The sequence below is a fragment of the Winogradskyella sediminis genome, from assembly GCF_003387355.1.
Classification (GTDB): Bacteria; Bacteroidota; Bacteroidia; order Flavobacteriales; family Flavobacteriaceae; genus Winogradskyella; species Winogradskyella sediminis.
The window spans coordinates 62,421-87,861 of sequence record NZ_QUNH01000002.1 but is presented as its reverse complement, the minus strand read 5'-3'; the positions used below and the strand labels follow the sequence as shown (position 1 = coordinate 87,861).

22 protein-coding genes are annotated in these 25,441 nt (G+C 32.7%); 15 read left to right on the top strand and 7 right to left on the bottom strand.

The window, feature by feature from the left end; all coding sequences use genetic code 11:
- Positions 1–3 precede the first annotated feature (3 nt).
- Entirely contained in the window at positions 4–594 is a 591-nt protein-coding gene (def, locus tag C8N41_RS07715; protein WP_092444159.1) for a peptide deformylase, read from the bottom strand.
- A gap of 161 nt (positions 595–755) precedes the next feature.
- On the bottom strand, positions 756–1,166 hold the full coding sequence (ruvX, locus tag C8N41_RS07710) for a Holliday junction resolvase RuvX (protein ID WP_115838856.1): 411 nt from the start codon (positions 1,164–1,166) through the stop codon (positions 756–758).
- A 375-nt stretch (positions 1,167–1,541) separates the two neighbouring features.
- On the opposite strand from ruvX, the gene C8N41_RS07705 reads away from it, so the two are divergent.
- On the top strand, positions 1,542–2,357 hold the full coding sequence (locus C8N41_RS07705) for a 2,3,4,5-tetrahydropyridine-2,6-dicarboxylate N-succinyltransferase (protein ID WP_115838855.1): 816 nt from the start codon (positions 1,542–1,544) through the stop codon (positions 2,355–2,357).
- An 83-nt stretch (positions 2,358–2,440) separates the two neighbouring features.
- On the top strand, positions 2,441–3,508 hold the full coding sequence (locus tag C8N41_RS07700) for a glycosyltransferase family 9 protein (RefSeq protein WP_115838854.1): 1,068 nt from the start codon (positions 2,441–2,443) through the stop codon (positions 3,506–3,508).
- Here C8N41_RS07700 and C8N41_RS07695 read toward each other — a convergent pair.
- Both C8N41_RS07695 and C8N41_RS07690 read right to left on the bottom strand, forming a co-directional pair.
- Complete coding sequence (locus C8N41_RS07695; RefSeq protein WP_092444167.1) at positions 3,505–4,326, bottom strand: glycosyltransferase family 2 protein; 822 nt, start codon at positions 4,324–4,326, stop codon at positions 3,505–3,507. The two genes, C8N41_RS07700 and C8N41_RS07695, sit on opposite strands and share 4 nt — an antisense overlap.
- A gap of 3 nt (positions 4,327–4,329) precedes the next feature.
- The gene (locus tag C8N41_RS07690) at positions 4,330–5,154 is read right to left on the bottom strand and encodes a glycosyltransferase family 2 protein (RefSeq protein WP_115838853.1); all 825 of its coding nucleotides are present in this window, start codon (positions 5,152–5,154) and stop codon (positions 4,330–4,332) included.
- Positions 5,155–5,194: 40 nt separating this feature from the next.
- Between C8N41_RS07690 and C8N41_RS07685 the strand changes: the two genes are divergently transcribed.
- The gene (locus C8N41_RS07685; RefSeq protein ID WP_092444171.1) at positions 5,195–5,953 is read left to right on the top strand and encodes a glycosyltransferase family 2 protein; all 759 of its coding nucleotides are present in this window, start codon (positions 5,195–5,197) and stop codon (positions 5,951–5,953) included.
- Here the strand turns inward: C8N41_RS07685 and C8N41_RS07680 are convergent.
- Positions 5,950–6,723, bottom strand: a complete 774-nt coding sequence (locus C8N41_RS07680; RefSeq protein ID WP_249033254.1) for a lipopolysaccharide kinase InaA family protein — start codon at positions 6,721–6,723, stop codon at positions 5,950–5,952. The genes C8N41_RS07685 and C8N41_RS07680 overlap by 4 nt on opposite strands.
- Before the next feature lie 128 nt (positions 6,724–6,851).
- Here C8N41_RS07680 and C8N41_RS07675 point away from each other — a divergent pair, with 128 nt between their 5' ends.
- Positions 6,852–7,703 carry a glycosyltransferase gene (locus C8N41_RS07675; RefSeq protein WP_115838852.1) on the top strand — a complete coding sequence of 284 codons (852 nt, stop codon included), beginning with the start codon at positions 6,852–6,854 and terminating at the stop codon, positions 7,701–7,703.
- A gap of 53 nt (positions 7,704–7,756) precedes the next feature.
- The gene (locus C8N41_RS07670; RefSeq protein ID WP_115838851.1) at positions 7,757–8,863 is read left to right on the top strand and encodes a glycosyltransferase family 4 protein; all 1,107 of its coding nucleotides are present in this window, start codon (positions 7,757–7,759) and stop codon (positions 8,861–8,863) included.
- Here the strand turns inward: C8N41_RS07670 and C8N41_RS07665 are convergent.
- Positions 8,856–9,734, bottom strand: coding sequence for an ATP-grasp fold amidoligase family protein (locus C8N41_RS07665; RefSeq protein ID WP_092444177.1), 879 nt, complete (start codon positions 9,732–9,734; stop codon positions 8,856–8,858). The genes C8N41_RS07670 and C8N41_RS07665 overlap by 8 nt on opposite strands.
- Positions 9,735–10,039: 305 nt before the next feature.
- Between C8N41_RS07665 and C8N41_RS07660 the strand changes: the two genes are divergently transcribed.
- From C8N41_RS07660 to C8N41_RS07635, 6 genes are all read left to right on the top strand, one after another.
- Positions 10,040–11,116 (top strand): glycosyltransferase family 4 protein, encoded by a 1,077-nt coding sequence (locus tag C8N41_RS07660; RefSeq protein ID WP_115838850.1) that lies wholly within the window; start codon positions 10,040–10,042, stop codon positions 11,114–11,116.
- Positions 11,117–11,144: 28 nt separating this feature from the next.
- Positions 11,145–12,362: a UDP-N-acetylglucosamine 4,6-dehydratase gene (locus C8N41_RS07655; RefSeq protein ID WP_115838849.1), complete on the top strand. Its 1,218-nt coding sequence runs from the start codon at positions 11,145–11,147 to the stop codon at positions 12,360–12,362.
- Between the two features lie 3 nt (positions 12,363–12,365).
- Entirely contained in the window at positions 12,366–13,070 is a 705-nt protein-coding gene (locus C8N41_RS07650; protein ID WP_092444183.1) for a nucleotidyltransferase family protein, read from the top strand.
- Between the two features lie 150 nt (positions 13,071–13,220).
- Positions 13,221–14,633 (top strand): CCA tRNA nucleotidyltransferase, encoded by a 1,413-nt coding sequence (locus tag C8N41_RS07645; RefSeq protein WP_115838848.1) that lies wholly within the window; start codon positions 13,221–13,223, stop codon positions 14,631–14,633.
- Positions 14,634–14,821: 188 nt separating this feature from the next.
- Entirely contained in the window at positions 14,822–15,844 is a 1,023-nt protein-coding gene (locus C8N41_RS07640; protein ID WP_092444187.1) for a COX15/CtaA family protein, read from the top strand.
- 25 nt (positions 15,845–15,869) lie between these two features.
- Positions 15,870–16,385 carry an IS1096 element passenger TnpR family protein gene (locus C8N41_RS07635; RefSeq protein ID WP_092444189.1) on the top strand — a complete coding sequence of 172 codons (516 nt, stop codon included), beginning with the start codon at positions 15,870–15,872 and terminating at the stop codon, positions 16,383–16,385.
- Here the strand turns inward: C8N41_RS07635 and C8N41_RS07630 are convergent, their stop codons facing one another.
- Positions 16,386–17,447: a hypothetical protein gene (locus C8N41_RS07630; RefSeq protein WP_092444190.1), complete on the bottom strand. Its 1,062-nt coding sequence runs from the start codon at positions 17,445–17,447 to the stop codon at positions 16,386–16,388.
- A gap of 214 nt (positions 17,448–17,661) precedes the next feature.
- Between C8N41_RS07630 and C8N41_RS07625 the strand changes: the two genes are divergently transcribed.
- The 4 genes from C8N41_RS07625 (at position 17,662) to C8N41_RS07610 (ending at position 25,426) form a co-directional block, all read left to right on the top strand.
- The gene (locus C8N41_RS07625) at positions 17,662–18,558 is read left to right on the top strand and encodes an ABC transporter ATP-binding protein (RefSeq protein ID WP_115838847.1); all 897 of its coding nucleotides are present in this window, start codon (positions 17,662–17,664) and stop codon (positions 18,556–18,558) included.
- Positions 18,559–18,611: 53 nt separating this feature from the next.
- A complete protein-coding gene (locus C8N41_RS07620) occupies positions 18,612–19,439 on the top strand; it encodes an ABC transporter permease (RefSeq protein ID WP_092444194.1) in 828 nt (275 codons plus the stop codon).
- Between the two features lie 96 nt (positions 19,440–19,535).
- A complete protein-coding gene (locus C8N41_RS07615; RefSeq protein ID WP_115838846.1) occupies positions 19,536–22,967 on the top strand; it encodes a T9SS type B sorting domain-containing protein in 3,432 nt (1,143 codons plus the stop codon).
- Positions 22,964–25,426, top strand: a complete 2,463-nt coding sequence (locus C8N41_RS07610) for a T9SS type B sorting domain-containing protein (protein ID WP_115838845.1) — start codon at positions 22,964–22,966, stop codon at positions 25,424–25,426. Before C8N41_RS07615 ends, C8N41_RS07610 begins: the two co-directional genes overlap by 4 nt.
- The last annotated feature ends 15 nt before the right edge of the window (positions 25,427–25,441 follow it).

The window sequence follows — 25,441 nt, the reverse complement described above, 5'->3', positions numbered from 1 at the left end:
TTATTAACGTTTTCTGCTCATTGCAGGAAATCGCATTCTGTAATCAATTTTTATCTTACCTTTTGATATATTAGTAAGTTTTCCTTTTATTAAACGTTTTTTGAATGAAGAAAGTTTATCTGTAAATAAAACACCTTCAATATGATCGTACTCATGTTGAATAACTCTCGCTATTAAGCCATCATATTCTTCTACGTGCGTATCAAAATTTTCATCTTGATATTGAATCTTAATCTTTGGCTTTCTAAAAACATCTTCTCTAACATCTGGAATGCTTAAACAGCCTTCGTTAAAAGCCCATTCGTCACCTTCCTCTTCCAAAATTTGAGCATTAATGAATGTTTTTTTGAAGTTTTTCATTTGTTCTCGCTCTTTTTCAGATAGATCTTCATCATCTGCAAAAGGACTTGTATCTACTAAAAACAACCGAATAGCTAAACCAATTTGTGGAGCAGCTAAACCCACACCATACGCACCATACATGGTTTCGTACATGTTATCTATAAGTTCGTTTAACTTTGGGTAATCTTTATCTATTTCCTTGGCCTCTTTCTTCAATACAGCATCGCCATAGGCTACGATAGGTAAAATCATAATTCATATATTTTCGGGTGCAAAAGTACCAAATTCTAACCTAATATTTCAAATTTCAAAAACTAAATTCAAAAGCATACTGTGTGATACATTAGTCTCTATTTTGTAAGCGTTTGAAATACAATTCTAAAAAATTAAAAACCGTAATGACACAGTTTTTACTATTTACTAGAAAGGTAACTCTGTAAAATTAGCGTAGCACTAATTTCGTCTACCAAGGCTTTATTTTTGCGTTGTTTTTTCTTTAATCCACTATCAATCATGGTTTGAAATGCCATCTTAGAAGTAAAACGTTCATCAACACGATCTACAGGGATTTGCGGTAGGTTTTTTCGTAATTGTACCAAAAATTTCTGAATATAAACTTCACTTTCTGAAGCCGAATTATCCATTTGCTTAGGTAAACCAACTACAATTTTTTCGACATTTTCAGTTAACACATATGTTTTTAAAAACGGAAGCAACTGCTTCGTCTCTACCGTAGTAAGGCCAGATGCGATAATTTGCATTTCGTCTGTAACGGCTAATCCTGTTCGTTTAGTACCATAATCAATAGCTAAAATTCGTCCCATAAATACAAAGATAATGCAATAAAAAACGCTTCTTATAAAAAAGAAGCGTTTTTAAAATAAATCAATTTAACCAAATTAATCAATATGATATATTCCCTCTAAAAATAAATCATGTAATTATATATAAGACACAGCGTTTTTATGTTAGTCACATTTAATTTCAAAAAAAAAGAAAAAGAAAACTCCTCAATCAATGGGGAGAGGAGTTTTCAAAATTAGCTATTATTTAAATCCCAAGATATTCATTAAAAATATCCAAGCTTTTAATTAATATTAAGACCCTAACTTTTTAGAAAGGTCACAATTTTTTAAAAAAGTGTTTTAGCTTAAATGATTATAGAGGTATATTTGATCTCAAAAATACTATTGAATCACATGAAACAACTACAATCTGTAATAGAAAATGCTTGGGACGATCGTTCTCTTTTAAATGACAAAGTAACTATAGATGCCATACGAAGTGTCGTAGACCTTGTTGATGCTGGTACATTACGTGTAGCAGAACCAACTGATGATGGATGGCAAGTAAATGAATGGATAAAAAAAGCCGTTGTATTGTATTTCCCTATTCAGAAAATGGAAACTTACGAAGTTGGTATTTTTGAATATCACGATAAAATTCCTTTAAAAAGAGGTTATGCGGAAAAAGGAATTAGAGTTGTACCACAGGCTGTAGCAAGACATGGTGCTTATATTTCTTCGGGTACTATTTTAATGCCAAGCTATGTAAATATTGGTGCGTATGTAGATGAAGGCACTATGGTAGATACCTGGGCAACTGTTGGTAGTTGTGCACAGATTGGTAAAAACGTTCATTTATCTGGTGGAGTTGGTATTGGAGGAGTTTTAGAACCTTTACAAGCGGCACCTGTGATTATCGAAGATGGTGCATTCATTGGTAGTCGTTGTATTGTTGTTGAAGGCGTTCGTGTAGAAAAGGAAGCTGTTTTAGGAGCAAATGTAGTGTTAACTATGAGTACAAAAATTATTGATGTTACCGGAGAGGAACCTGTAGAAACTAAAGGTGTTGTGCCTGCGCGTTCTGTGGTTATTCCTGGAAGTTACACAAAAAAGTTTGCTGCTGGTGAATATCAAGTACCTTGTGCTTTGATTATTGGAAAACGAAAAGAAAGCACTAACAAAAAGACGTCTTTAAACGATGCCTTACGCGAGTATGATGTGGCGGTTTAATTTGTTGCATTTCAATAAATAGAATAATATATTTATCCAACTGTGACCAATTGATTTACAGTTGGATTTTTTTATCTTGAAACATGAAAATTTTAATAATTCAACAAAAAATGATTGGTGATGTTTTAGCTACAAGCATTTTGTTTGAAGCTATAAAACATACATATCCTGAAGCAGAATTACATTATGTGATTAATTCTCACACCTATCCTGTTGTAGAAAACAATCCTTTTATTGATTATTTTCATTTTTTCACGCCGGAACACGAAAAGCATAAAATTCAACTTTATAAATTTGCTAAAGATTTAAACAAACAAAATTTTGATGTCGTTATTGATGTTTACTCTAAATTATCGAGTAAACTCATGACTTTTTTATCTAAAGCAAAAACTAAAATCTCTATCGATAAAGGAAAAAAATCGTTTATCTATACTCACACTTTTAAACATAAAAGCAAAGCACATACAAATGCTGGTCTAGCGATTGAAAATCGTTTACAACTGTTAAAACCTTTAGACATTAATGCTTTAAAAATTGTACGACCAAAAATATACCTCACAGAAGATGAAAAAAATAACGCTAAACAATTTTTAGAATATAGGGCTATTGATTTGGAAAATCCCCTATTTATGATTGGTGTCTTAGGTAGCGGCCACAACAAAACCTACCCTTTTGAATATATGGCAAAGGTGATTGACCAAATCGTATTAGAACAACCCACTAGTCAGATTTTATTCAATTACATTCCAAAACAGGAAGCAGATGCTAAAGCTATTTTAGAATTATGCTCTCCAGAAACTCAAAAACATATTTATTTTGATGTCTTTGGAAAATCTTTAAGAGATTTCTTGGCTATAACCTCGCATTGTAACGCCTTAATTGGCAATGAAGGCGGAGCCATAAATATGGCAAAAGCACTTTATATTCCAACATTTACCATATTCTCACCTTGGATTAAGAAAGAGGCTTGGAATATGTTTGACGACAATATAAAATACGTTTCTGTTCATCTTAAAGATTATGACAATAAACCATATCTAAATATTGAACACCCTAAAGTATTAAAATCAAAAGCTACAGAATTGTATTTAGATTTTAAGCCCGCTTTTTTTGAAAGTAATTTAAAGGCTTTTTTAAAACGGTTGCACTAATCTTTTTTAATTCCGAATGGTGTCCATTTTAAATTTTCTTTTTTCACTTTAGCTCTAATGGCTAAATTTCGATCTAAAGATTCTTGTGTTTTATAGCCTCTAGCATGATCTAAATGTAAAACGATTGCTTTATAACGTATTTGTTTCGTCTTCATTCCAAAATTCACTAAGCGCTCTCCCAATTCTCTGTCTGGCCCACCATATTGCATACGCTCATCGTAACCATTAATAGCAATTAAATCTGATTTCCAAGCAGAAGAATTACAGTTATTAAAGGTCGCTCCTGTTGGAGTTACCACGTCTAAAAAGCTAGCTAATCCATCTTTAACCGATAATTTTAGAGTGTTTTTACTCCCTAATTCACCTTTAGATTTTAACCATTTGACATCAAAACAATTGTGAGACGTAATATCATTTTCAGAAATGGTTTCACTTAAATCCATATTAAGCTTACAGTAACCACCAGATAAGAAATACCCTTTTTCAGCAAATTTAGCATGTGTTTCTACAAAATCCTTACGCGGAATACAATCTCCATCAGTGAATAAAATATATTCATTTTTAGCCATAACAATGGCTTCATTCAATATTTTTTGACGTCTATAGCCTTTATCTTCATGCCATGCATGCGTAATATTTACAGGATAATCGGCTTTAAATCTATCGATGAGATCCTTAGTTTCCTTAGTAGAACCATCATCTGCTATAATGATATCAAAATCCTTATACGTCTGAACACTATAACCGTACAAAACTTTCTCTAGCCAATCTATTTTATTATAGGTTGCGATAATCACCGTTATCTTAGGTAGTGCCATTGTTTATGCTTTTTTAATACCGAAATTGGTATAGATTATTTTCTTTTGTTTCGTTGTTTTCCTTATCTCTTCGTTCAAAACTCTTGCTTCGTCATTTTTATAAGGCCTTTCATGATGCAAATGTACACAAATAGTACTGTAACGTACTTGTCTAAACTTCACACCATTATTCATCATGCGCTCCCCTACTTCTCTATCTTCTCCTCCGTATTGCATACGTTCATCAAAACCATTCACAGCTAATATATCGGATTTAAAACAGGAGACATTCATACCATCAAAAGTCGCTTTTGTAGGAGTTATTTTATTTAACCATTGAGCCTTAGCCTTAGACTTTGTAAGTTTATTAAATTTAAAACTTTTAGGTTGGCCTTTATCAATAAGCCAATCTTTGTCAAAGCAGTGTTGGTGAGTTATAATTTCTTTACATATGTTATCTGATACAGATTTTACCAGTTTAAAATAGCCACCTGAAAGGGCATAGTTAGGTCTGCGTAATCTAAGATGTGTTTCTACAAAATCTTGTCGTGCAATACAATCTCCATCAGTAAAAATTAAATAATCTGAGCTTGAGGCTAAGATGGCTTCATTTAAAATTTTTGTCTTTTGAAAACCATTATCTTCATGCCAAACATGAGAAATTTTTAGCTCTGTTTCTAAAATACATTTCTCTATTACAGCTTTTGTTTGTTCATTAGAACCATCATCTGCTATAATAATTTCAAAACTATTTTCCGTTTGAATACTATAACTGTGTAATACTAGAGCCAACCATTCTGGTTGATTGTAGGTACTAATAATTACAGAGGCTTTTGAATTAGATTGCATGGTACAAAAATACTATTTTTACCACTGAGAAATAAATACAATGCTAAAACTATCTGCAGTTATTATTACCTTTAACGAAGAACGCAACATTGCGCAATGTTTGCAATCTTTAGTTGGTGTTGCTGATGAAATTATTGTCGTAGACTCTTTTTCAACTGACCAAACTAAAACTTTATGCAATAAATTTAATGTTACTTTTATTGAACAGAAATTCTTAGGTTACATTGAACAAAAGAATTTTGCTTTAGCACAAGCCAGTTACAATCATGTTGTCTCTTTAGATGGTGATGAAGCCTTATCTGAATCCCTTCAAAAATCGATTATTAAATTAAAAGCAAATTGGCAATATGATGGCTACTATGCCAATCGATTTAACAACTTTTGTGGACAATGGATTAAACATTCGGATTGGTATCCTAATAAAAAGCTTAGAGTTTTTGATAGAAGGAAAGCCGAGTGGCAAGGCATAAATCCACACGATACTGTGCAACTATTTGATAGCAACGCTACAATTGGCCACTTAAAAGGAGATATTTTACATCAAACGTATCAGACCTATTCAGAATTTAATCAGAAAACTGAATACTTTTCTACCATTGCAGCTCAAGCTTATTTTAACAAAGGTAAAAGAGCACCTCTTTGGAAAATTATTATTAATCCAACTTGGGCTTTTTTTAAATCCTATTTTTTAAGGTTAGGGGTTTTAGATGGGTTTAATGGATTTGTTATTTGTGTACAAACCGCAAATATTACTTTTTTAAAATATTCAAAGTTACGTGAGTTATATAAAAAAAATTAAAGCTTCTTCTTTCTCCAGAAATAATACTTACGTTTAAACGCTTCTTTCTTTTTAAAACTTGATGAGAATTTTTGAGAGAAAAAATACATACGTTCTCTAACGTCTTCTTGCGGTTTCCCTATTAACTTGGCATATTCATCACTAATAATATCTAGCATATAATCCTTAGGAGATAAGCGAGCAAAATTGGCTAGTCGTTCATCATAACTTAGGGTTTTAAATGCCATCCGATTAAGATCTACTAAATAAAATTTATAATTGTCACCATTTTTTATAATCAACGTATTACCAGGAGAATGGTCTAAAAAATGAATACCGCTCTCATGCAAACGATAAGTAAATTGTGTAAACTGTCTTAAAATAGTATCATAGTCGTCACACTCCGGTTCATCGATTAGCTTTCTAATGGTAAAATCGTATTTTAACTGCTTGCTAATATAATAACTGCTCCCAAAAGTAAAAGCTGATTTGTATTCTACAAACGCCTCTGGAGCAGGCGTTAATATACCTGCATTAAGCAAACGTGTGGCATATAAGAAAGACCGCTCCGCTTTACTTTTTCTAAAAAAGCGATATACAATTTTATTTACCATATTAGGAACTTTAAATTCCTTAATATTATAGCGTTCACCACCAATAGTTACTATTTTTATTACATTTCTGTAACCATTACCAATCATTTCACCATGGCTATCAAAACTATCAATGCTTGTCATTAATGCTTTCTTCGTTAACGTAGAATTATCATGTATTTTTACCGTTACAGACATATACTATAGTAATCTTTAATTGCAAAAGTAGGTATTTAATTCTATGAACGAAAGATTAAAGCCTCCTTCAAATAGAATGAATGACTTCCAATTAATTCAGTAAATTTGTAACCACTTAATAATTACTAATGTTTAAACACTACCTCATCACGCGTTTTAATCTCAAGAATAAAAATTGGGATGTCACTAAAAATAACGAATCACTCTTAACCCGGGAGTGGATGACACATAGAATTAAATTATTTAGTAATTTCTGCTTACCTTCTGTTGCCAACCAAACAAACACAAATTTTGAATGGCTATTATTTTTTGATTCAACAACAGATACGGATTTTAAAGCAGAATTAGAAGCGCTTATAGTACCTTATCCTCATTTTATAATATTTTACATCGATGGTATGGATGCTTTTCATCCTGCTATTAAATCTTATATCTCAAAAGATAGTGTAGACATACCGTATGTAATTACATCACGCATTGACAATGATGACTGCATTCATAAAGACTATATCTCTGTCATTCAGAGTCAATTTCAATCACAAGATTTTATGGCTATCGATATTTTAAAAGGTTACTCTCTGCAAGTTTCTCCAGACATTATGTTGGGAAAAAAAGAACATATTTTCAATCCTTTTATCAGCCTCATTGAAAAAAATGACACCCCGAAAACCGTTTGGTTTAGTGACCACAATATGTGGAAAAAAGAATCGAGACGTGTTGAAATAGCCAATCAACGCTTATGGATGTCTATTATTCACGAAAAAAATAAAGTCAATGAATTTGATGGTTATGACAATGTAAATTGGGACACCATAAAAACAGACTTTATTGTTTCTGATGAAATTAATACTAAGGTTTCAAAACACATCATTCCTCATAAAGATTGGCGTTATTTAAGTTTAAAAAACAAGCTTTACGTTAATTACGTTTTAATGAGTAAAAAATTAAAGAAAGCCATAGGTTTATATAAGATTAAGTAAGCTTATATTCTTATTTTTACATCAATCAACTCTTACAATCAAACTTCTAATCAATGCGATTAATACAATTTACAGCCTCTAATGGTTGGCGTGGGCACGAACAAAAAATCATCTATTTATATGAAGCTTTTAAAGCAGAAGGTTATGTAGAAGACCAATGGATTGTTTGCCCAATAGACTCTGAGTTATATCGTATTGCAAGTAAAAAAGACATGCAAGTGATTCCATTTGAATACAAATCGGAATATAGTTTGTCTTACGCCAAAGCTTTTAAAAAACTCGCTAAAGAGAAAAATGCCTCGGTGATTTTTATTCACAGTAGTAAAGCACATACTTTAGCTGTACTATCGCATTTTATTTATGGTATGAAAGTGCCTTTAGTGCTTTGTAGAACACTTATAAAACGTGTAGATACTAACTTTTTTAGAAAGTGGAAATACAACTACAAAGGCATTAAAAAAATTATATGTGTGTCGCAACCTGTAGTTGAATCTTTAAAGTTTGCTGTAAAAGACCATAGCCGATTTACCGTTATAGGAAGTGTTACGGATATTAATAAATTTAAAAAACAAGCTCCTACAGGAATGCTGCATAAAGAATTTAAAATTCCTGAAGATTACAAACTCATAGGAAATATTGCAGAGTTCACAGGTTTTAAAGACCATTATACTTGGGTTGATACGGTTGAAATTTTAGTAAAAGAAAATAAAATTAAAGCCAAATATATCTTAGTTGGAAAAGGTAGTATGGAACAAGATATACGCAATTATGTTAATGAAAAAGGCTTAACAGAGCACATTATTTTCACCGGTTTTAGAAGAGATGTTCCTGAAATTTTACCAGAGTTTAACTTGTTCTTATTTACCTCAAATAATGAACCTACAGGAGGTGTGTTATTAGAATCCTATGCTTGTAAAGTGCCAATAGTTGCTGCAGATGCAGGTGGCATATCAGAAGTTATTGTAGATGGCGAAACTGGCCTTTTGGCAAAAGTTGGTAATGCGGCGGATTTTGCCTCTAAAGTGAACTTATTAATTAACGATGAAACACTTCAAGATAAGCTAACATCCAACGGATATCAGTACCTATTAGATAATTTTACGAAGTCGGTCATTGCTAAAAAAATGTATATGGAATTATCAAAATACGAACTTAAATAGGCAACTGTATTAAGTCGCCAAGTTCTTTATTCAATCTTTCGACAGACAAACGTTTTAAGGCTCCTGTAGGAAAAAAGGTAAGCTCTCCAAAATAGATTTTATCATTAATTGAATATAAATCAACTCTAACAAAAATAAATTCTTCAGCTAACGTTTTCGCAATTGTAATAAGTTCTTCAAAATTATCGGGTTTGGGCAAATCTTTCTTAAGAAAACCATTATCGTCATTTTTATTCTCTAATTTATTCCAATCTAAGCTATATATACATTTCTTATATGTGTCTCCGTCTAAGGTTTTAACTAGTACATACTTTGGGTCGCCATGAATACAGTAAAATTTATAATCAATAATATTTTCACTATCTGTCTGGTCTAAATAATGCTCTGCTAAAATCCGAGGCTTTACTTGTTTATAAATACGTTCCTTGTATTTATTATAATAATTAGACTGCATATACTTTTTTAACTCTTTTTTTACATCCTCTACATTTATAGTAGCCTTATCACTAACTATAACATTATACCCTGAACCATGAGTTCCTTTAAGAGCAAATTGATTTGGTAACGCATTGAAGTCAATGGCATCAACCGTGTCATAAACATCAATAAAATCTACCAAAAAGCCTTTTCCAATTTTCTGTTCTACGTAGTTTCGTACTTCATATTTATCCACAAAATCACCATACGTTTCGTCATATATATTCTGATTTAACCATTGCAATTTTTCCATAAACTCAGTTGGGTTATCTAAATTTAAACGTTTTTCGTTTTTAAGATAATATTGAGCTTTTATATAAGAAATATCCGCATTGGGCTTATTCTTTAAGTATTTCGAAAATAATTGGTAATATTTTCGCTTGATAAAATTCATACCACAAATAATAATTAATGTTGTAAATGTATTAATTAAAGCTTCTAAACTAATATTTCAGCACAAAAACTTAATTCTTTACAATGCTATACTTTCATTGTTCCTATTTAATTCTAACATATAGAAAATAAAAATTGTACAGGGCAAACGGTCTCAATTGTGTTTAAAACCTTAATTGATGTAAAAAATATATTACTTTTAAACATGACTACACCTGCATTTTATTTTATAAATTTATATTCTAAAAAAAGCGCCATAAAGATTCACTAAACACGACTCGGACTACTTAATTTTTTTCAATATAAATGCGTAATAAAATATTTATTGATCTACATCATATTAGAAACACAAAAAAAGGCTTTGGGCAATACGCTATTAACTTGGCAAAAGGTATTGTACAGAACAACATTGATGGACTAAATCTTTACTATTACGTACCTTTAAATGGTTATCAACGTTTTGGCAGTTCTGTAAACTATAAATTATATTTAGGTTTACATAGAAGACGAAATAACTTTAAGAACTACAATGTATGGCATAGTTTAACGCACCTCAGTAAAGTTGAACCGCAGGATCTAATAAAAACAAAAATTATATATACTGTTCATGATGCTATTTTTACAATCATAAATATTCCTGAAGAAAAAAGGCAACAAGCCACAAAGTTATTGCAAAGTAAAATAGATAAGAGCGATTGTTTAGTCTTTATTTCTAAATTTACGCAAGACTGTATCCGCGAACATTTTACAATACCAGATACTATTCAGCAATACGTTATTTATAACGGTAACCCAATGGAAGGTGTTCAACCGATTATTAAAACTTTAAATGAGCAACCTTACTTACTTTGTGTAGGTGAATACCGAAAATATAAAAACCATAGTGCTTTAATTCCCATGCTCGCTTACTTAGACAAGAACATCAATCTTGTTTTTATGGGCAAATATTCTAAGGAAAATCAAGAAAAAATTATTTCCTTAGCGAAAGAATATCAGGTTGAAAATCGAATTATTTTTAAAGCCTCTGTTAGTGAAAGAAAAAAAATTGAATTGTATAGTAATGCTAAAGGTTTAGTGCATCCTTCGTTGGCTGAAGGGTTTGGGTTTCCTGTTGTAGAAGCCATGTCTCTAGGGATTCCTGTATTTATTTCAAATAATACTGCTTTACCAGAAGTAGGAGGCACAGTAGCACATTATTGGGATCATTACGAACCAAATTATATGGCCAAAATAGTGTCTGATGGTTTAGATGATTTTAAAAAAAATAAAGCAATAAGAACGCAAGAATTACATTCTCAAGCCTCTAAATTTTCTTGGAAACGTATCGCTAAGCAATATATCGATGTCTACAAAGCTGTATTAGACAAAACACCAAGAACTTAGGCTTAAAATAGCATTAAGATGTACGCTTATGATTAACAATAAACAAACACTAGAAGAGGATATACTACAACTCATAGAAAGAGAGAACGAATTGTTTGAGAGTGATATTAATAAACACCACAGCGCATTAAATTCAATAATTTCTGCATCCAAATTCTTAATTTTAGGTGGAGCCGGCACTATAGGACAAGCGGTAACTAAAGAAATCTTTAAACGACAGCCAACTAAGCTTCATATTGTAGATATAAGTGAAAATAATTTAGCTGAATTGGTAAGAGACCTAAGAAGTTCTTATGGCTATATCGATGGAGATTTTAAAACTTTCGCTTTAGATATAGGCTCCACGACGTATGATGCTTTTATTGCCTCAGATGGCAAATATGATTATGTTCTCAACCTCTCTGCTTTAAAACATGTGCGAAGCGAAGAAGATCCATTTACATTAATGCGTATGATTAATGTTAATATTTGTAATACTAAAAAAACAATAGAACAATCAATTTCTCATCATGTAAAAAAATACTTCTGTATATCTACAGATAAAGCTACAAACCCTATTAACATGATGGGAGCCTCAAAGCGAATTATGGAATTAGTTCTAAACAAAAAAAGTAAGGACATTCAAATTTCTACGGCACGTTTCGCTAATGTCGCATTTTCTGATGGGTCTTTATTATATAGCTTTGAACAACGCATAAAAAAGCAACAACCTATTGTAGCACCAAACGCTATTAAACGCTATTTTATCACTCCTAAAGAAGCTGGCAAGCTTTGTTTAATGTCTTGTATTTTAGGCGAAAATAATGATATTTTCTTTCCACAACTACAAAAGAGTTTAAATCTCATTAGCTTTGCCAATATTGCTATTAACTATATCAAAGCACTGGGCTACGAACCCTATTTATGTAAAACCGAAGAAGAAGCGCGAGAGTTATCCAAAAGCTTACCAAAATTAGGTAAATGGCCTTATTTACTAACTAAAAGCGATACTACAGGCGAAAAAAAATCTGAAGAATTCTTTACAAAACACCACACTTTAGACCTTAATCGATTTAATACACTAGGCATTATAAAACATGAATTGAATTTAAATTTTGATGATAAACTCGAGTTGTTTTTTGAATCTATACACCAACTTAAAGTTAATAAATCATGGACAAAAGAAGAGATCGTTGACATATTTCATAATATATTACCGGACTTTAAACACAAAGAAACGGGTAAATATTTAGATCATAAAATGTAATTGATGCACAATAAAATAGATGTTGTAATTATGGCTGGAGGTAAAGGGGAACGGTTAATGCCATTAACTAAAAACACCCCAAAACCTCTTTTAAAAATTGGTCACAAACCCATTATTGAATACAGTACTGATCGTTTGGCTTCTTTTGGAGTAACTCATATAAATATCACTACAAATTACCTAAGTGAGCAAATAATCTCGTATTTTAAGAATAATAATCCTCATAATATTCAATTTAATTACATTAAAGAATCTAAAACATTGGGTACAATTGGCGCTTTAAAGCTTATTGAAAATTTCAAAAATGATTATATATTAGTAATGAATGCGGATTTACTTACCAACATTAATTTTCAAGCTCTATTTAATCATTTTATTGAAACACAAGGAGATGCATTAATTGCAACTCTACCGTACAATGTCGCTATTCCGCACGGTGTAGTAGAAACGGATGGAGAAGTGGTTACTGATCTACAAGAGAAACCCTCAACCACCTATTATATTAATGCTGGTATCTATATGTTTAAAAAAGAATGCTTCCATTTTATTCCTAACCACACTTATTATGATGCTACAGATTTAATACAAAACTTATTAGATAAGCAAAAAAAAATTGTGAATTACCCCATTCTAGATTATTGGTTAGATATCGGAAAACCAGCAGATTTTAAAAAAGCACAATCCGATATAAAGCACATTAAATTTTAGTGTTTTTATTGGGTTTATATACATTAACGATGCTAAAAAAAAGCACAACATTCATTTTAAAAGATTAGCTATCTGTCGTATCTTTGCGCAGCTAAAAAATACAGCCATTTTTTCTTTAAAACGAAGAACACCTGTAGTTTCCTTTACCATATGAATCACAAACAAGCGTTAAAACACAGTATTTTTAAATACATCACTCAATCTGCCGAAGAATTACAAGTCGAAAGCTACGTTATTGGAGGCTTTGTACGCGACTATCTTTTAGAACGTGGAGATGCTAAAGATATTGATGTTGTTGCTGTAGGAAGTGGCATTGAATTAGCAAAACAAGTCGCAAAAAACTTACCAAACCAACCCAAAGTTCAAGTTTTTAAAACCTATGGCACAGCAATGTTGCGTTACGATGATATTGAAATTGAATTTGTTGGTGCGCGCAAAGAAAGCTATAATGAAGACAGTAGAAATCCTATTGTAGAAAATGGAACTTTAGAAGACGACCAAAACCGACGCGATTTTACAATAAACGCCTTAGCCTTAAGTTTAAACGCCGATAACTTCGGCGACCTTTTAGACCCTTTTAATGGTCTTAACGATTTAGACAAAGGTATAATTCGTACACCCTTAAATCCAGATATTACCTATAGCGACGATCCCTTACGTATGATGCGTGCTATACGTTTTGCTACACAACTCAATTTTAAAATTGAAGATGCTTCACTAAAAGCCATAACCGATAACAAAGAGCGTATAAAAATTATTACTAAGGAACGTATCGTTGTAGAACTTCATAAAATTTTAGAAAGTAAAACACCTTCTATTGGTTTTATGCATTTAGAAAAAACAGGCCTATTACATTTTATACTTCCTGAATTAACAGCACTAAAAGGGATCGATGAAATTGAAGGGCAACGTCATAAAGACAACTTTTACCACACTTTAGAAGTGGTAGATAATATAGCCCAAACCACAGATAATTTATGGTTACGCTGGGCAGCTTTGTTACACGATATTGGAAAAGCACCCACTAAGAAGTTCCATAAAAAGATTGGCTGGACGTTTCACGCGCATGAATTTGTAGGCTCTAAAATGGTGTATAAACTCTTTAAGCGCTTAAAAATGCCTTTAAATGACAAAATGAAATTTGTTCAGAAAATGGTATTTATGAGTTCTAGACCCATTGTTTTAGCTTCAGATGTAACAGATTCTGCCGTTAGACGTTTGGTTTTTGATGCTGGTGATTATGTAGATGATTTAATGACGCTTTGTGAAGCCGATATCACTACAAAGAACCCTAAGAAGTTTAAAAAATATCACAATAATTTTCAAAAAGTAAGAGATAAAATTATTGAAGTTGAAGAACGCGACCAAATACGTAATTTTCAACCACCTGTTTCTGGTGAAGAAATAATGAAGACTTTCAATTTAAAACCTTCAAGAGAAATCGGAGTCATTAAAGAAGCCATAAAAGAAGCCATTTTAGAAGGAGAGATTCCTAATAATCATAAAGCTGCTTTTGATTTAATGTTAAAAAAAGGCAAGGAATTAGGCTTAAGTGTGGTGTAAAAAAGTAATATAAATTAAAAATAATAAGCCAATCGCCTTTATAACAAAGTTTTAAGCATCGGTTTTTCTAGATAATGAATACTAAATTTTAGAAGATCACCACAGTAAGAGAAAAAAATATTAACAAGTTTCACTTAACAATTCAAAGATTAAACTTTGAAATTTTGAAACATTAAAATTTTATAACTTTGAAACAAACAAAAGATAATAAAGCAGTTATTTACTGGTTATTGACAGGTTGTATTTTAATCTTCATCATGGTTATTGTTGGTGGTATCACCAGATTAACACATTCGGGTTTATCAATTTCAAACTATAAACTTATTTCTGGTACTATTCCTCCTCTAAATGAAGCAGAATGGAATGAAGCATTTGAACTTTATAAGCAATATCCAGAATATCAAAAACTACACAACCACTTTAATTTAGAAGAGTTTAAAGACATTTACTTCTGGGAATGGATACACCGCGTTATTGGTCGATTTATAGGACTGGTTTTTATCATTCCATTCGTTTACTTTTTAATTAAAAAACGACTTTCAAAATCAACAATTAAGAAATCTGTAATCTTGCTTTTACTCGGAGGTTTTCAAGGGTTTTTGGGTTGGTATATGGTAAAATCGGGGTTAGTAGATGAGCCCAATGTTAGTCATTTTAGATTAGCAGCTCATCTTACTACGGCATTTTTAACGTTTGCTTATACGTTTTGGGTGGCTTTAGACATAATATTTCCGGATAAAAAAGTTATCGATAAAAAATTACGAAATTTTATTAGAATCGGTTTAGCCGTTTTAATTCTTCAAATTATTTATGGCGCCTTTGTCGCAGGATTAGATGCTGGATGGATTCATAACCATTGGCCATTAATGAGTGAGGGTAAATGGATACATGAAACCGTATTTATAGAGCAAAACCCAGTATATCTCAATTTTTTAGAGGGCAAAAGTGGTGTGCAATTTGTACACAGAACGTTAGCTTATGTTGTGGTAATATTTATTTTGGCCATTTGGTATAAAGCCAAACGTTTATCATTATCGTCATGGCAAACCAAAGGTATAAACACTTTACTTATAATGGTCGGAGTTCAATTTTTATTAGGCGTATTAACTTTAGTCTTAGCGGTTCCGGTTTGGTTAGGTGTTTTACATCAAGTCGGAGCATTTATTTTATTAAGTGCAATGACATTTACCTTACATCGCTTCACCAAATAATTAAAAAATCCCTTAACTTTGCAGCATGATTTACAGATTTAGAATTATCCTCGATAACGATACCGATGACGATGTATTTCGCGATATAGAAATCCGCGAAAGTGATACTATGGAAGATTTGCATAACTCTATTACCCAATCCTTTGGATTTGATGGTATGGAAATGGCTTCGTTTTATGTAAGTGATGACCAATGGAATCAAGGTGAAGAAATTGCTATGATGGACATGAGTGAAGCTGGCAATGAGGTAAAGATGATGAACGAAACGGTTATCAACTCTATTGTTCATGAAGCATCGACGCGTCTTATCTACGTTTACGATTTTATGAACATGTGGACGTTTTACGTGGAGTTAGGAGAAATAGTTGAAGAAGCAGAAGGTACAGATTACCCTAACCTTATGTTTGTGCATGGACAAATTCCAGATGAAGCACCAGAAAAAACTTTTGAGGCAGAGGAAGACGATGAGTTTAGTGAATTTGAAGATGATTTAGACCTCGACGACTACGATAACTTAAATTTTGATGAAAACTGGAACTAACTACAAACGTTTCAAATTAACATTTTCATAATTTCGTTTTACAAAGTCGAGTGCATTTTTGAGCACTTCACCCATATTTTCACTTTTTCTAAAGTTTAAATCCATCGTATAATTATAGATATCCTCTTTAAGCATTTCAATATGTTTTGGAATAGAAATTTCATCATCTTCCATACAATCTAATAATGCATTTAGACGTGTGTGATAACTAATCATGCGCTTGGCAACAATAGAGCGTTCTTCTATTTTATACTGATCTATGGATTCATGTTGAATTTTTTCGCGCACCAACTCCACCATTTTAAAGTTCTCTTTAAAAAATTGTGGTCTATAAATTTTTAAATTGCCTTCGTAAGATTGTTGGTCAAAATCAATAGCTCTAATTTTAAAAACAACATGATCAAAGTCGTGCGTTGGCACAATCACATAATTATACGAACGCATATCTCCCAACAACCGAATAAGACAGCGCTCATTGAACTTTACAAATTCTTTTGCAATTTGTGCTTTTTCAGACGAACTACAATCGGGCAACATATTCTTAATAAACTCATCTCCTGGAATACCCGCAATATGTTCTTCAATCAACGTATCTTTACAAACCAAAAAATTAATTTGATATGGAGACAACATCTGCTCCAACTCTAAACCATATACCCTAGACGCGTCTGCTGTTTTAACATAGAAATAAGTGTAATTATCATTCAATACATTTCTAACTTTTATTCTAAATGGCTTAGAATTTCCAAACGTACAAAAGTCAATAGCATCTACACTTAAGTATTTTAAAATGCTTGTACCACCATCAGAAATTAAACTAGAGTACACTTGCTTTAAACTGATATCAATTTCTTCGCGTTCATATTCATTGTAATAAACACGGACCCACAAAGTATCTACATCATTTTTATCGTAGACTACAACGGAACCTTGAAAACGCAGTAAATCCGAATAAAAAATGGGTAAATCTATATTTCTTCTATATTTAGAAAGATAGGTATTTAACTTATCTGAAATAGGATAGGTAGGTTTTCGTTTTGATATTTTTAGATCCTCACTCATGTGCTAAATTTAAGAGTTTTTAAATGAATTATAATATAGTTACTTCTAATTTTAATAGAAATGATACCAATGGCAATAACGATAGAATTGATTCTGTATTTTAAGAGCTATTCATTTAAAAACAAAATAACTGTAACAAATAAAAGCCTCGTTCGTCTTACCTTTATAACCAACTTTTGCTGAAGCGACTTCGGCATTTCTAAAACCAATCATTTTGGAACCAATACTTACCATTAATAATCTCACAAAGAAATTCGGCTATCTTACAGCTGTAAAAGATTTAAGTTTTACTATTAATAAAGGCAATGTTTATGGCATCTTAGGCCCAAATGGCAGTGGTAAATCCACAACCTTGGGTATTGTTTTAAATGTAGTCAATAAAACACAAGGAGATTTTCATTGGTTTGATGGGACCACTTCAACTCATGATGCGTTAAAACAAGTAGGAGCTATTATTGAGCGTCCAAATTTTTATCCTTATATGACGGCTGAACAAAATTTAAAACTTGTTTGCCGTATTAAAGGAGTTGACCAAAATAAGATAGACGAAAAACTTACCGTTGTAGGCTTATTAGATAGAAAAGATCATAAGTTTAGAACATACTCATTAGGTATGAAGCAGCGTTTAGCCATTGCTTCTGCCCTACTCAACGATCCCGAAATTTTAATTTTAGATGAACCTACCAATGGCTTAGATCCACAAGGCATCCATCAAATTAGAGAAATTATAAAAAATATTGCGGCAAACGGTACCACAATTCTTTTGGCTTCTCACTTATTAGACGAAGTTGAAAAAGTGTGCTCGCATGTTGTAGTACTGCGCAAAGGAGAAAAACTTTACGCTGGTCGTGTAGATGAAATGATTAACAGCTATGGTTTCTTTGAGTTAAAGGCTGAAAAACATGAGGCTTTACTTCAGGTTTTAGAAACACATTCAAATATTGGTAACGTAAAAATTGAAGGCGACTTAATTACGGCATTTTTAAATGAGGCAATGTCAGCTTCAGAATTTAATCAACTTATGTTTGAAAAGGGAATTTTACTATCTCATCTCGTAAAACGTAAAGAAAGTTTAGAAGAACAATTCTTACAACTAACAGACCATAAATAAATCAACCAAAATAATAGCATAATGCCCTTTTGGGTACGCAAAACCAACCACATATGTTACGTCTTATAAAAATTGAATTTCAAAAACTTTGGCTTAATAAAGTCAGTGTTGTTTTAATATTTGTATCCTTTATACTCCCGTTTACAGTATTAATTTTATCCTCTATTAAAATAAACTTTTTCGGTTTTTTTACACTCGAATTAGGTGAATTGGGTATTTTCAACTTCCCTATTATCTGGCATATTACTACCTTCTTCGCCTCCTATTTTAAGTTCTTTTTTGCCATCGTTGTAGTGAGTATGATTGGTAATGAATACAGTAACAAAACTTTAAAACAGAACCTAATAGATGGGTTAAGCAAAAAGGAATTTGTACTTTCTAAATTCTACACCATTGTTTTTTTCTCTTTATGTGCTACGATACTTATTGGTTTAGCCACATTTGTTATTGGAATGTATTACTCAAGCTATACGGAAGCCACAATTATTTTTAGAGAAGTGGAATTTTTACTGGCTTATTTTGTAAAACTCGTAGGCTTCTTTAGTCTGTGTTTATTCTTTGGCATGTTAGTAAAACGTTCTGCTTTTGCCTTAGCTTTTTTAGTTATACTTTATATCGTAGAATGGCTAATTTTTTGGGCTGCAGTCTATTTTACTGGTACTGTTGAATCTGCATTTAAAGTTAAAGGAGTGCTTCCTTTAGAGTCTATGTATAATCTTATTAATCAACCTGTTCAGCGTATCGTTATGACCAAATTTCCTGAAAAAACAGACATAATGTACGATTACGCTGTACATTGGTATGAGATTGCAATTGTTTTAGGTTGGACTACACTATTCGTCTTTTTATCTTATCAATTATTAAAGAAGAGAGATTTATAATTAGTACTTCGCATTCATAGAATGTTAAAACTTAAGATTTTTAATCTTCTAGTTGTTATCTTGTGTGCCTAATGTAATCGACGACATTACACACCCATGAGAAGCATCTTTTTAATTGTATTTATATTTATAACTAGCAACCAATTACAGGCCCAAAGTGAAGCTTCATTTTGGTATTTTGGACAAAATGCTGGCTTACAATTCAATGCAGAATCAGGAAGTGTAACCGCAATAACCAATGGTCAAATAAATACGTTAGAAGGCTGTACCTCTATTGCAGATGCCAACGGAAATTTATTATTTTATTCTGATGGAAGAACGGTATGGAATCGAAATCACCAGATTATGTCTAACGGTAATTATTTTGGTGGTACCGGACTTTTAGGAGATCCATCTAGTACATCATCTGGACTCATCGTTCCAAAACCCGAAGATACAGATAAGTATTACATTTTTACGGTAGATGAACCGCATCAAAATAATGCCACAGCATATCCCAACCAATATACTGGCTCGTATGAAGGTGGAGCTACAATTCCCTCTGCAGATGATGGGTTTAATAATGGCTTTAATTATTCACTAATAGACATGTCATTAAATGGAGGCTTAGGAGATGTGGATGCCGTTGAAAAAAATATACATCTCGTAACTTACGATCCTTCTGTTGCTCTAGAAACACAATATAAAAGTTCAGAAAAAATCACTGCTGTTCGTGCCGAAGACTGTTCATCGTTCTGGGTGCTTACACATTTTGGAAACAAATTTTATGCCTTTAAAATTGACACTAATGGAGTACAAACTACACCTGTAATTTCTCAAATAGGACCTAATATTCCTATTGAAGGTTACAGACGAAATTCTTTGGGCTACATTAAGACATCACCCGATGCATCAAAACTTATAGCTGCTAATTTTGGTGAAGCAACGGTAGCAGGTGGTAATGCGCCAGGCAATATTTTTTTATACGATTTTAATAATGAAACGGGAATAGTGTCTAATCCAATTGAACTTTACGGTTCCGAAAATGGACATAGTCCCTATGGAGTAGAATTCTCTGCCGAAAGCAAAAAAGTATATGCCACAATTAGCGAAGGTGCTTCTGGAGACGGAACAAGCCATATTTTACAGTGGGACTTAGAACAATTCGATATTCCAAGTACACAACAAATCATTCATTCTTCAAATGCTGTAACAGCTGGTGCGTTGCAATTAGGCATAGATAGACGTATTTATAGAGCAAACCTCAGTTATACGGGCAACACTACAATTTCAAAATACTTAGGTGTTATTAATAATCCTGAAGCCGATGGTTTAGCAGTAAATTATGAAGAACAAGGTATACTCCTCGACGTTAATGGTGCCAACCAGAATATCAGCAGAATTGGTTTACCTCCTTTTATTCAATCTTTATTTAATTCTGAAACAGATATCATTAGAAATGGAGTGAGTACAACAGAATTAAAATTATGTACAAATGACACTTATACGTTACAGGCCGATGATATTATAGGAGCAGATTACGTATGGTCTTTTAATGGAGTACCATTACCTGAAACCTCATCACAGCTAGTGATAGATACACCTGGTTTTTACGAAGTCTATATTGAACCAAATAATGGTAAGTGTCCCATTGAAGGTAGTGCTGTTGTTGGTGTTTTCGAAATTCCTGAGGCACATCCACTTTCAGACATAGCTGTATGCGATACTATAGGGAACGACGGATTTATGCCTTTCGATTTTACAGTTAAAAATACAGAAGTCTTATTAAGTCAAGACCCTTTGCAATACAACGTTAATTATTTTGAAACTTTTGACGATGCTGAAGCTAATACAAATGCCTTAACCTTTCCGTACAACAATATTTCCAATCCGCAAACCATCTTTGTACGTGTGGATAATGAGAACAATACCAATTGTTTTGCTATAAATTCGTTTGAAATCGAAGTATTTAATGTACCATATATTTCAGAATTACATCCAATAGCATTTTGTGACAATATTGGAGATGTAATGGACGGCATTGCCACTATTGAACTTCGCGATTTAATTCCTGATATTAAAGGAGATCAAGCAGATATTAATATTACATTTCACCAGTCGCAAGCCGAAGCAGCATCTAACACTAATCCATTACCGCTAACCTATACCAATACAACAGCAATAAATGAGACTATTTTTGTGAGAGTTGAAAATGCTTTACATACAGATTGCGTTGCTATTGATAGTTTTGAGCTGGCCATTAACCCTATTCCTGTGGCTAATGACATTACAATTACGCAGTGTGATGAAGACGGAATTCCGGATGGTTTTACAATTTTCAACCTCAATGAAGGCATTAACGAAATTACGAATGGAGTTGAGAATACCGATGTTAATTTTTACATTTCACAAACTGATGCCGAAAATGATGAAAACCCATTATATAGTGAGGCTTTTGAGAATTATATTAACCCTCAAACTGTATTTGCAAAAGTTACAAATACTAACTCTAATTGTATTAACATCAGTGAAATTACTCTAGAGGTTAGCACGACCTCAACAAACGACGCTAGCTTAGCGCTATGTGATTTGGATGGTGCCGAAGATGGATTTATTACATTTAATCTTAGTGATGCTAATGCAACTATTTTAGCAAATTCTCCAACAGACCTAAACGTAGAGTATTATGAATCTTATGAAGACGCCTTATTAGAAACGAACACTTTAAATGAGACATTTACCAATACCATCCCAAATCAACAAACTATTTACGCACGTGTTGAAAACGCTAACGCATGCTATGGTATAAGTAAAATTGAATTAACTGTTTTTAATCTACCTCACGTTGAGACGGCAACCGAAATCTATTATTGCTTAAATGATGCTCCAGAGCCCATAGTTTTAAATGGTGGAATTGTCAACGATCTACCAAGCAACTATTATTATGAATGGTCTACAGGAGAAACCACTTCAACAATTGAAATAAATGCTCCAGGTACTTACACGGTTCGCGTCTCTAACACTAACGGTTGCTTTAAAGATCGTACCATTACCGTTTTACCGTCTAATATTGCTACGGTTACAGCAATTGATGTTGTTGATGCAACTTCGCATAATTCTATTTCTGTAATAGTCAACGGAGAAGGTCATTACGAATACGCTTTAGATGATATCAACGGCCCTTACCAGGATAATAATACATTTCACGACCTAAAACCCGGAATTTATACGGTTTATATTCGCGATAAAAACGATTGTGGTATTACTGAAGATTTCGTTTCGGTTATAGGTTTCCCAAAATTTTTTACTCCAAATAACGATGATACTAACGACTATTGGCAAGTTTATGGTATCTCAGAACAGTTTCAAGCCAATTCAAAAATTTATATTTTTGATAGATACGGAAAACTTTTAACAACACTCAATCCATTAAGTTCTGGTTGGGATGGTACATTTAATGGAAAAAAAATGCCAACCAGCGATTATTGGTTTAAAGTTACCTTAGAAGATGGACGTACATATTCAAATCACTTTACATTAAAACGATGATAAATTCCCCTCAGCCTTTTATAAAAACTATTCTACTACTTTGCTTCTTATTCTGTAACCTTTTCATTTACGGTCAACAACCCAATGATTGTCAATTTGCAGTAACGGTTTGTGGTAATTCAAATTTTAGTTTAGATGTAAATGGAATTGGTTCTCAAGAATTAAATAACTCTAACACTTGCGGTAGTCAAGAAAATAATAGTATTTGGCTAGAAGTGAATATTGCGACAGATGGTACATTAGCTTTCACTTTAACTCCTAGCAGTACTGATATTAGTGAAGATTATGATTTCTTTATTTTTGGACCAGATGTTAGTTGTGGACAACTTGGACAAGCTATTCGCTGTTCTACCACAAATCCTGCTGCGGCTAACCAAGGCAATAACAGAACAGGATTAAACACGACATCTACAGAAACTTCTGAAGGGCCTGGTGGAGGTGGCGATAGCTTTGTTAGCGATATCGACGTCTTAGCTGGTGAAAGCTATTTTATTGTAATTGATAGACCTATTGGAAATAGTCCTTTCTCATTAGAATGGACTGGCACTGCGACCTTTCCTGAAGCTCCATCTAACCCCTTAACGATAGGTACTATTTCCACAAGTTTACCTAGCATTGATGTATGCGATTCTACAGCTCCTTTTGATGATAATATTACTGAATTTGACTTCACCGATTTAACGGATGATATTATCAATGGAGAATCTGATGTTATCGTAACCTATCATACCTCAGAAAGTGATGCCAATATTAATATCAATCCTTTAGGAAATGTTTTTACTAACACAGCAAGTAGTGAAACCGTGTATATTAGAATCGAAAATTCCACTACCAACTGCTATATAATAAATGATGTAGATATTAATGTCTCAGCACTCACTGATTTTAATATCCCTTCAGATTATCATATTTGTGATGATGACTTAGATGGTGATGACCAAAATGGTATTTCAACTTTTGATCTTAATACTATAACCCAACAGATTCTAGATGGGTATCCAGGAGTAAATTACGACATCAGCTATTACTTAAGTCAAGCTAATGCCGAAACATCGACTTCACCTTTATCATTAACCTATAGAAATACGGCGCCTACTCCTACTGAAATCTTTGTAAAAATTCAAGATATGGATTCGGGTTGTATTGGTTTCACATCATTCAATATTACGGTAGACCCTAAACCAGCGGCCAATGATGTTTTACTACTTCAATGTGATGAAGATGGTATTCCCGAAGGCTTTACAACTTTTAACATTACTGAAATCGCAGATGACATTACTGGTGGCAATGTAGATTCTTCAATTCAATATTACCTCTCTCAAAATGATGCCAAAAACAACATTAACGCTATTGATGGTAGTGCTTTTAATAATTTCTTAAATCCTCAAATCATTTATACCAGAGTGACCAACAGCACTACAAACTGTGTTAATTTTAGTGAGGTTACTTTAGAAGTCAGTACTACAGCTTCTCGTAATGCCAACTTAGCATTATGCGATACAGATGGCACAGAAGATGGTTTTATGGAGTTTAACTTAACAGATGCCGATAACCAAATATTAGCAGGTTCTCCGTCTGGATTAGATCTAGTATATTACGAAACTTACGAAGATGCTTTAGTAGAAAATAATGCTCTAGGAACAACATTTACAAACACCATTCCATATACACAAACCATATACGCACGTGTTGAAAATGAGAATGCTTGTTATGGTATTAATACGGTAGCACTTACTGTATTTTCACTTCCTAATATTGAAACCACTTTTGAGACACAGTATTGTCTTAACTTTTTTCCAGAGACAATAACCCTAGAGGGAGGAGTGATTGACGATTTACCAAATAATTATTATTACGATTGGTCTACAGGAGAAACCACTTCAACAATTGAAATTAATGCGCCTGGTACCTATACTGTAAGAGTAACTAACACCAATGGATGTTTTAAAGATAGAACGATTACTGTTTTAGCCTCTAATATTGCTACGATTTCTGGTATTGAAGTTATTGATGCCTCTCAAAATAACACCATCACTATTTTTACAAGTGGTGAAGGTGATTATGAATATGCTTTGGATGACAGCAATGGTCCTTACCAAGATGCCTCAACTTTTGAAAATGTAGAACCAGGACTTTACACCGTTTATATAAAAGATAAGAACAATTGCGGAATCACAGACGCTTTAGTTTCCGTTATTGGTTTTCCAAAATTTTTCACGCCAAACGACGATGATAACAATGATTATTGGCAAGTTAAAGGTATTTCTTCCAACTTTCAATCCCATTCATCCGTATTAATATTTGATCGCTATGGAAAATTATTAATAGAGCTCGATCCTTTAAGTTCAGGTTGGGATGGTACATTTAATGGAGAGCGAATGCCCACGAGCGATTATTGGTTTAAGGTGAAGCTTCAAGATGGTCGTACATTTACTAATCACTTTACACTAAAACGGTAAATTAAAAATTGTATT

Bases quoted from the DNA above. Each gene is read 5' to 3' on its own strand.
- def (WP_092444159.1), bottom strand. From the start codon at position 594: ATGATTTTACCTATCGTAGCCTATGGCGATGCTGTATTGAAGAAAGAG.
- ruvX (WP_115838856.1), bottom strand. From the start codon at position 1,166: ATGGGACGAATTTTAGCTATTGATTATGGTACTAAACGAACAGGATTA.
- C8N41_RS07705 (WP_115838855.1), top strand. From the start codon at position 1,542: ATGAAACAACTACAATCTGTAATAGAAAATGCTTGGGACGATCGTTCT.
- C8N41_RS07700 (WP_115838854.1), top strand. From the start codon at position 2,441: ATGAAAATTTTAATAATTCAACAAAAAATGATTGGTGATGTTTTAGCT.
- C8N41_RS07695 (WP_092444167.1), bottom strand. From the start codon at position 4,326: ATGGCACTACCTAAGATAACGGTGATTATCGCAACCTATAATAAAATA.
- C8N41_RS07690 (WP_115838853.1), bottom strand. From the start codon at position 5,154: ATGCAATCTAATTCAAAAGCCTCTGTAATTATTAGTACCTACAATCAA.
- C8N41_RS07685 (WP_092444171.1), top strand. From the start codon at position 5,195: ATGCTAAAACTATCTGCAGTTATTATTACCTTTAACGAAGAACGCAAC.
- C8N41_RS07680 (WP_249033254.1), bottom strand. From the start codon at position 6,723: ATGTCTGTAACGGTAAAAATACATGATAATTCTACGTTAACGAAGAAA.
- C8N41_RS07675 (WP_115838852.1), top strand. From the start codon at position 6,852: ATGTTTAAACACTACCTCATCACGCGTTTTAATCTCAAGAATAAAAAT.
- C8N41_RS07670 (WP_115838851.1), top strand. From the start codon at position 7,757: ATGCGATTAATACAATTTACAGCCTCTAATGGTTGGCGTGGGCACGAA.
- C8N41_RS07665 (WP_092444177.1), bottom strand. From the start codon at position 9,734: ATGAATTTTATCAAGCGAAAATATTACCAATTATTTTCGAAATACTTA.
- C8N41_RS07660 (WP_115838850.1), top strand. From the start codon at position 10,040: ATGCGTAATAAAATATTTATTGATCTACATCATATTAGAAACACAAAA.
- C8N41_RS07655 (WP_115838849.1), top strand. From the start codon at position 11,145: ATGATTAACAATAAACAAACACTAGAAGAGGATATACTACAACTCATA.
- C8N41_RS07650 (WP_092444183.1), top strand. From the start codon at position 12,366: ATGCACAATAAAATAGATGTTGTAATTATGGCTGGAGGTAAAGGGGAA.
- C8N41_RS07645 (WP_115838848.1), top strand. From the start codon at position 13,221: ATGAATCACAAACAAGCGTTAAAACACAGTATTTTTAAATACATCACT.
- C8N41_RS07635 (WP_092444189.1), top strand. From the start codon at position 15,870: ATGATTTACAGATTTAGAATTATCCTCGATAACGATACCGATGACGAT.
- C8N41_RS07630 (WP_092444190.1), bottom strand. From the start codon at position 17,447: ATGAGTGAGGATCTAAAAATATCAAAACGAAAACCTACCTATCCTATT.
- C8N41_RS07620 (WP_092444194.1), top strand. From the start codon at position 18,612: ATGTTACGTCTTATAAAAATTGAATTTCAAAAACTTTGGCTTAATAAA.
- C8N41_RS07615 (WP_115838846.1), top strand. From the start codon at position 19,536: ATGAGAAGCATCTTTTTAATTGTATTTATATTTATAACTAGCAACCAA.
- C8N41_RS07610 (WP_115838845.1), top strand. From the start codon at position 22,964: ATGATAAATTCCCCTCAGCCTTTTATAAAAACTATTCTACTACTTTGC.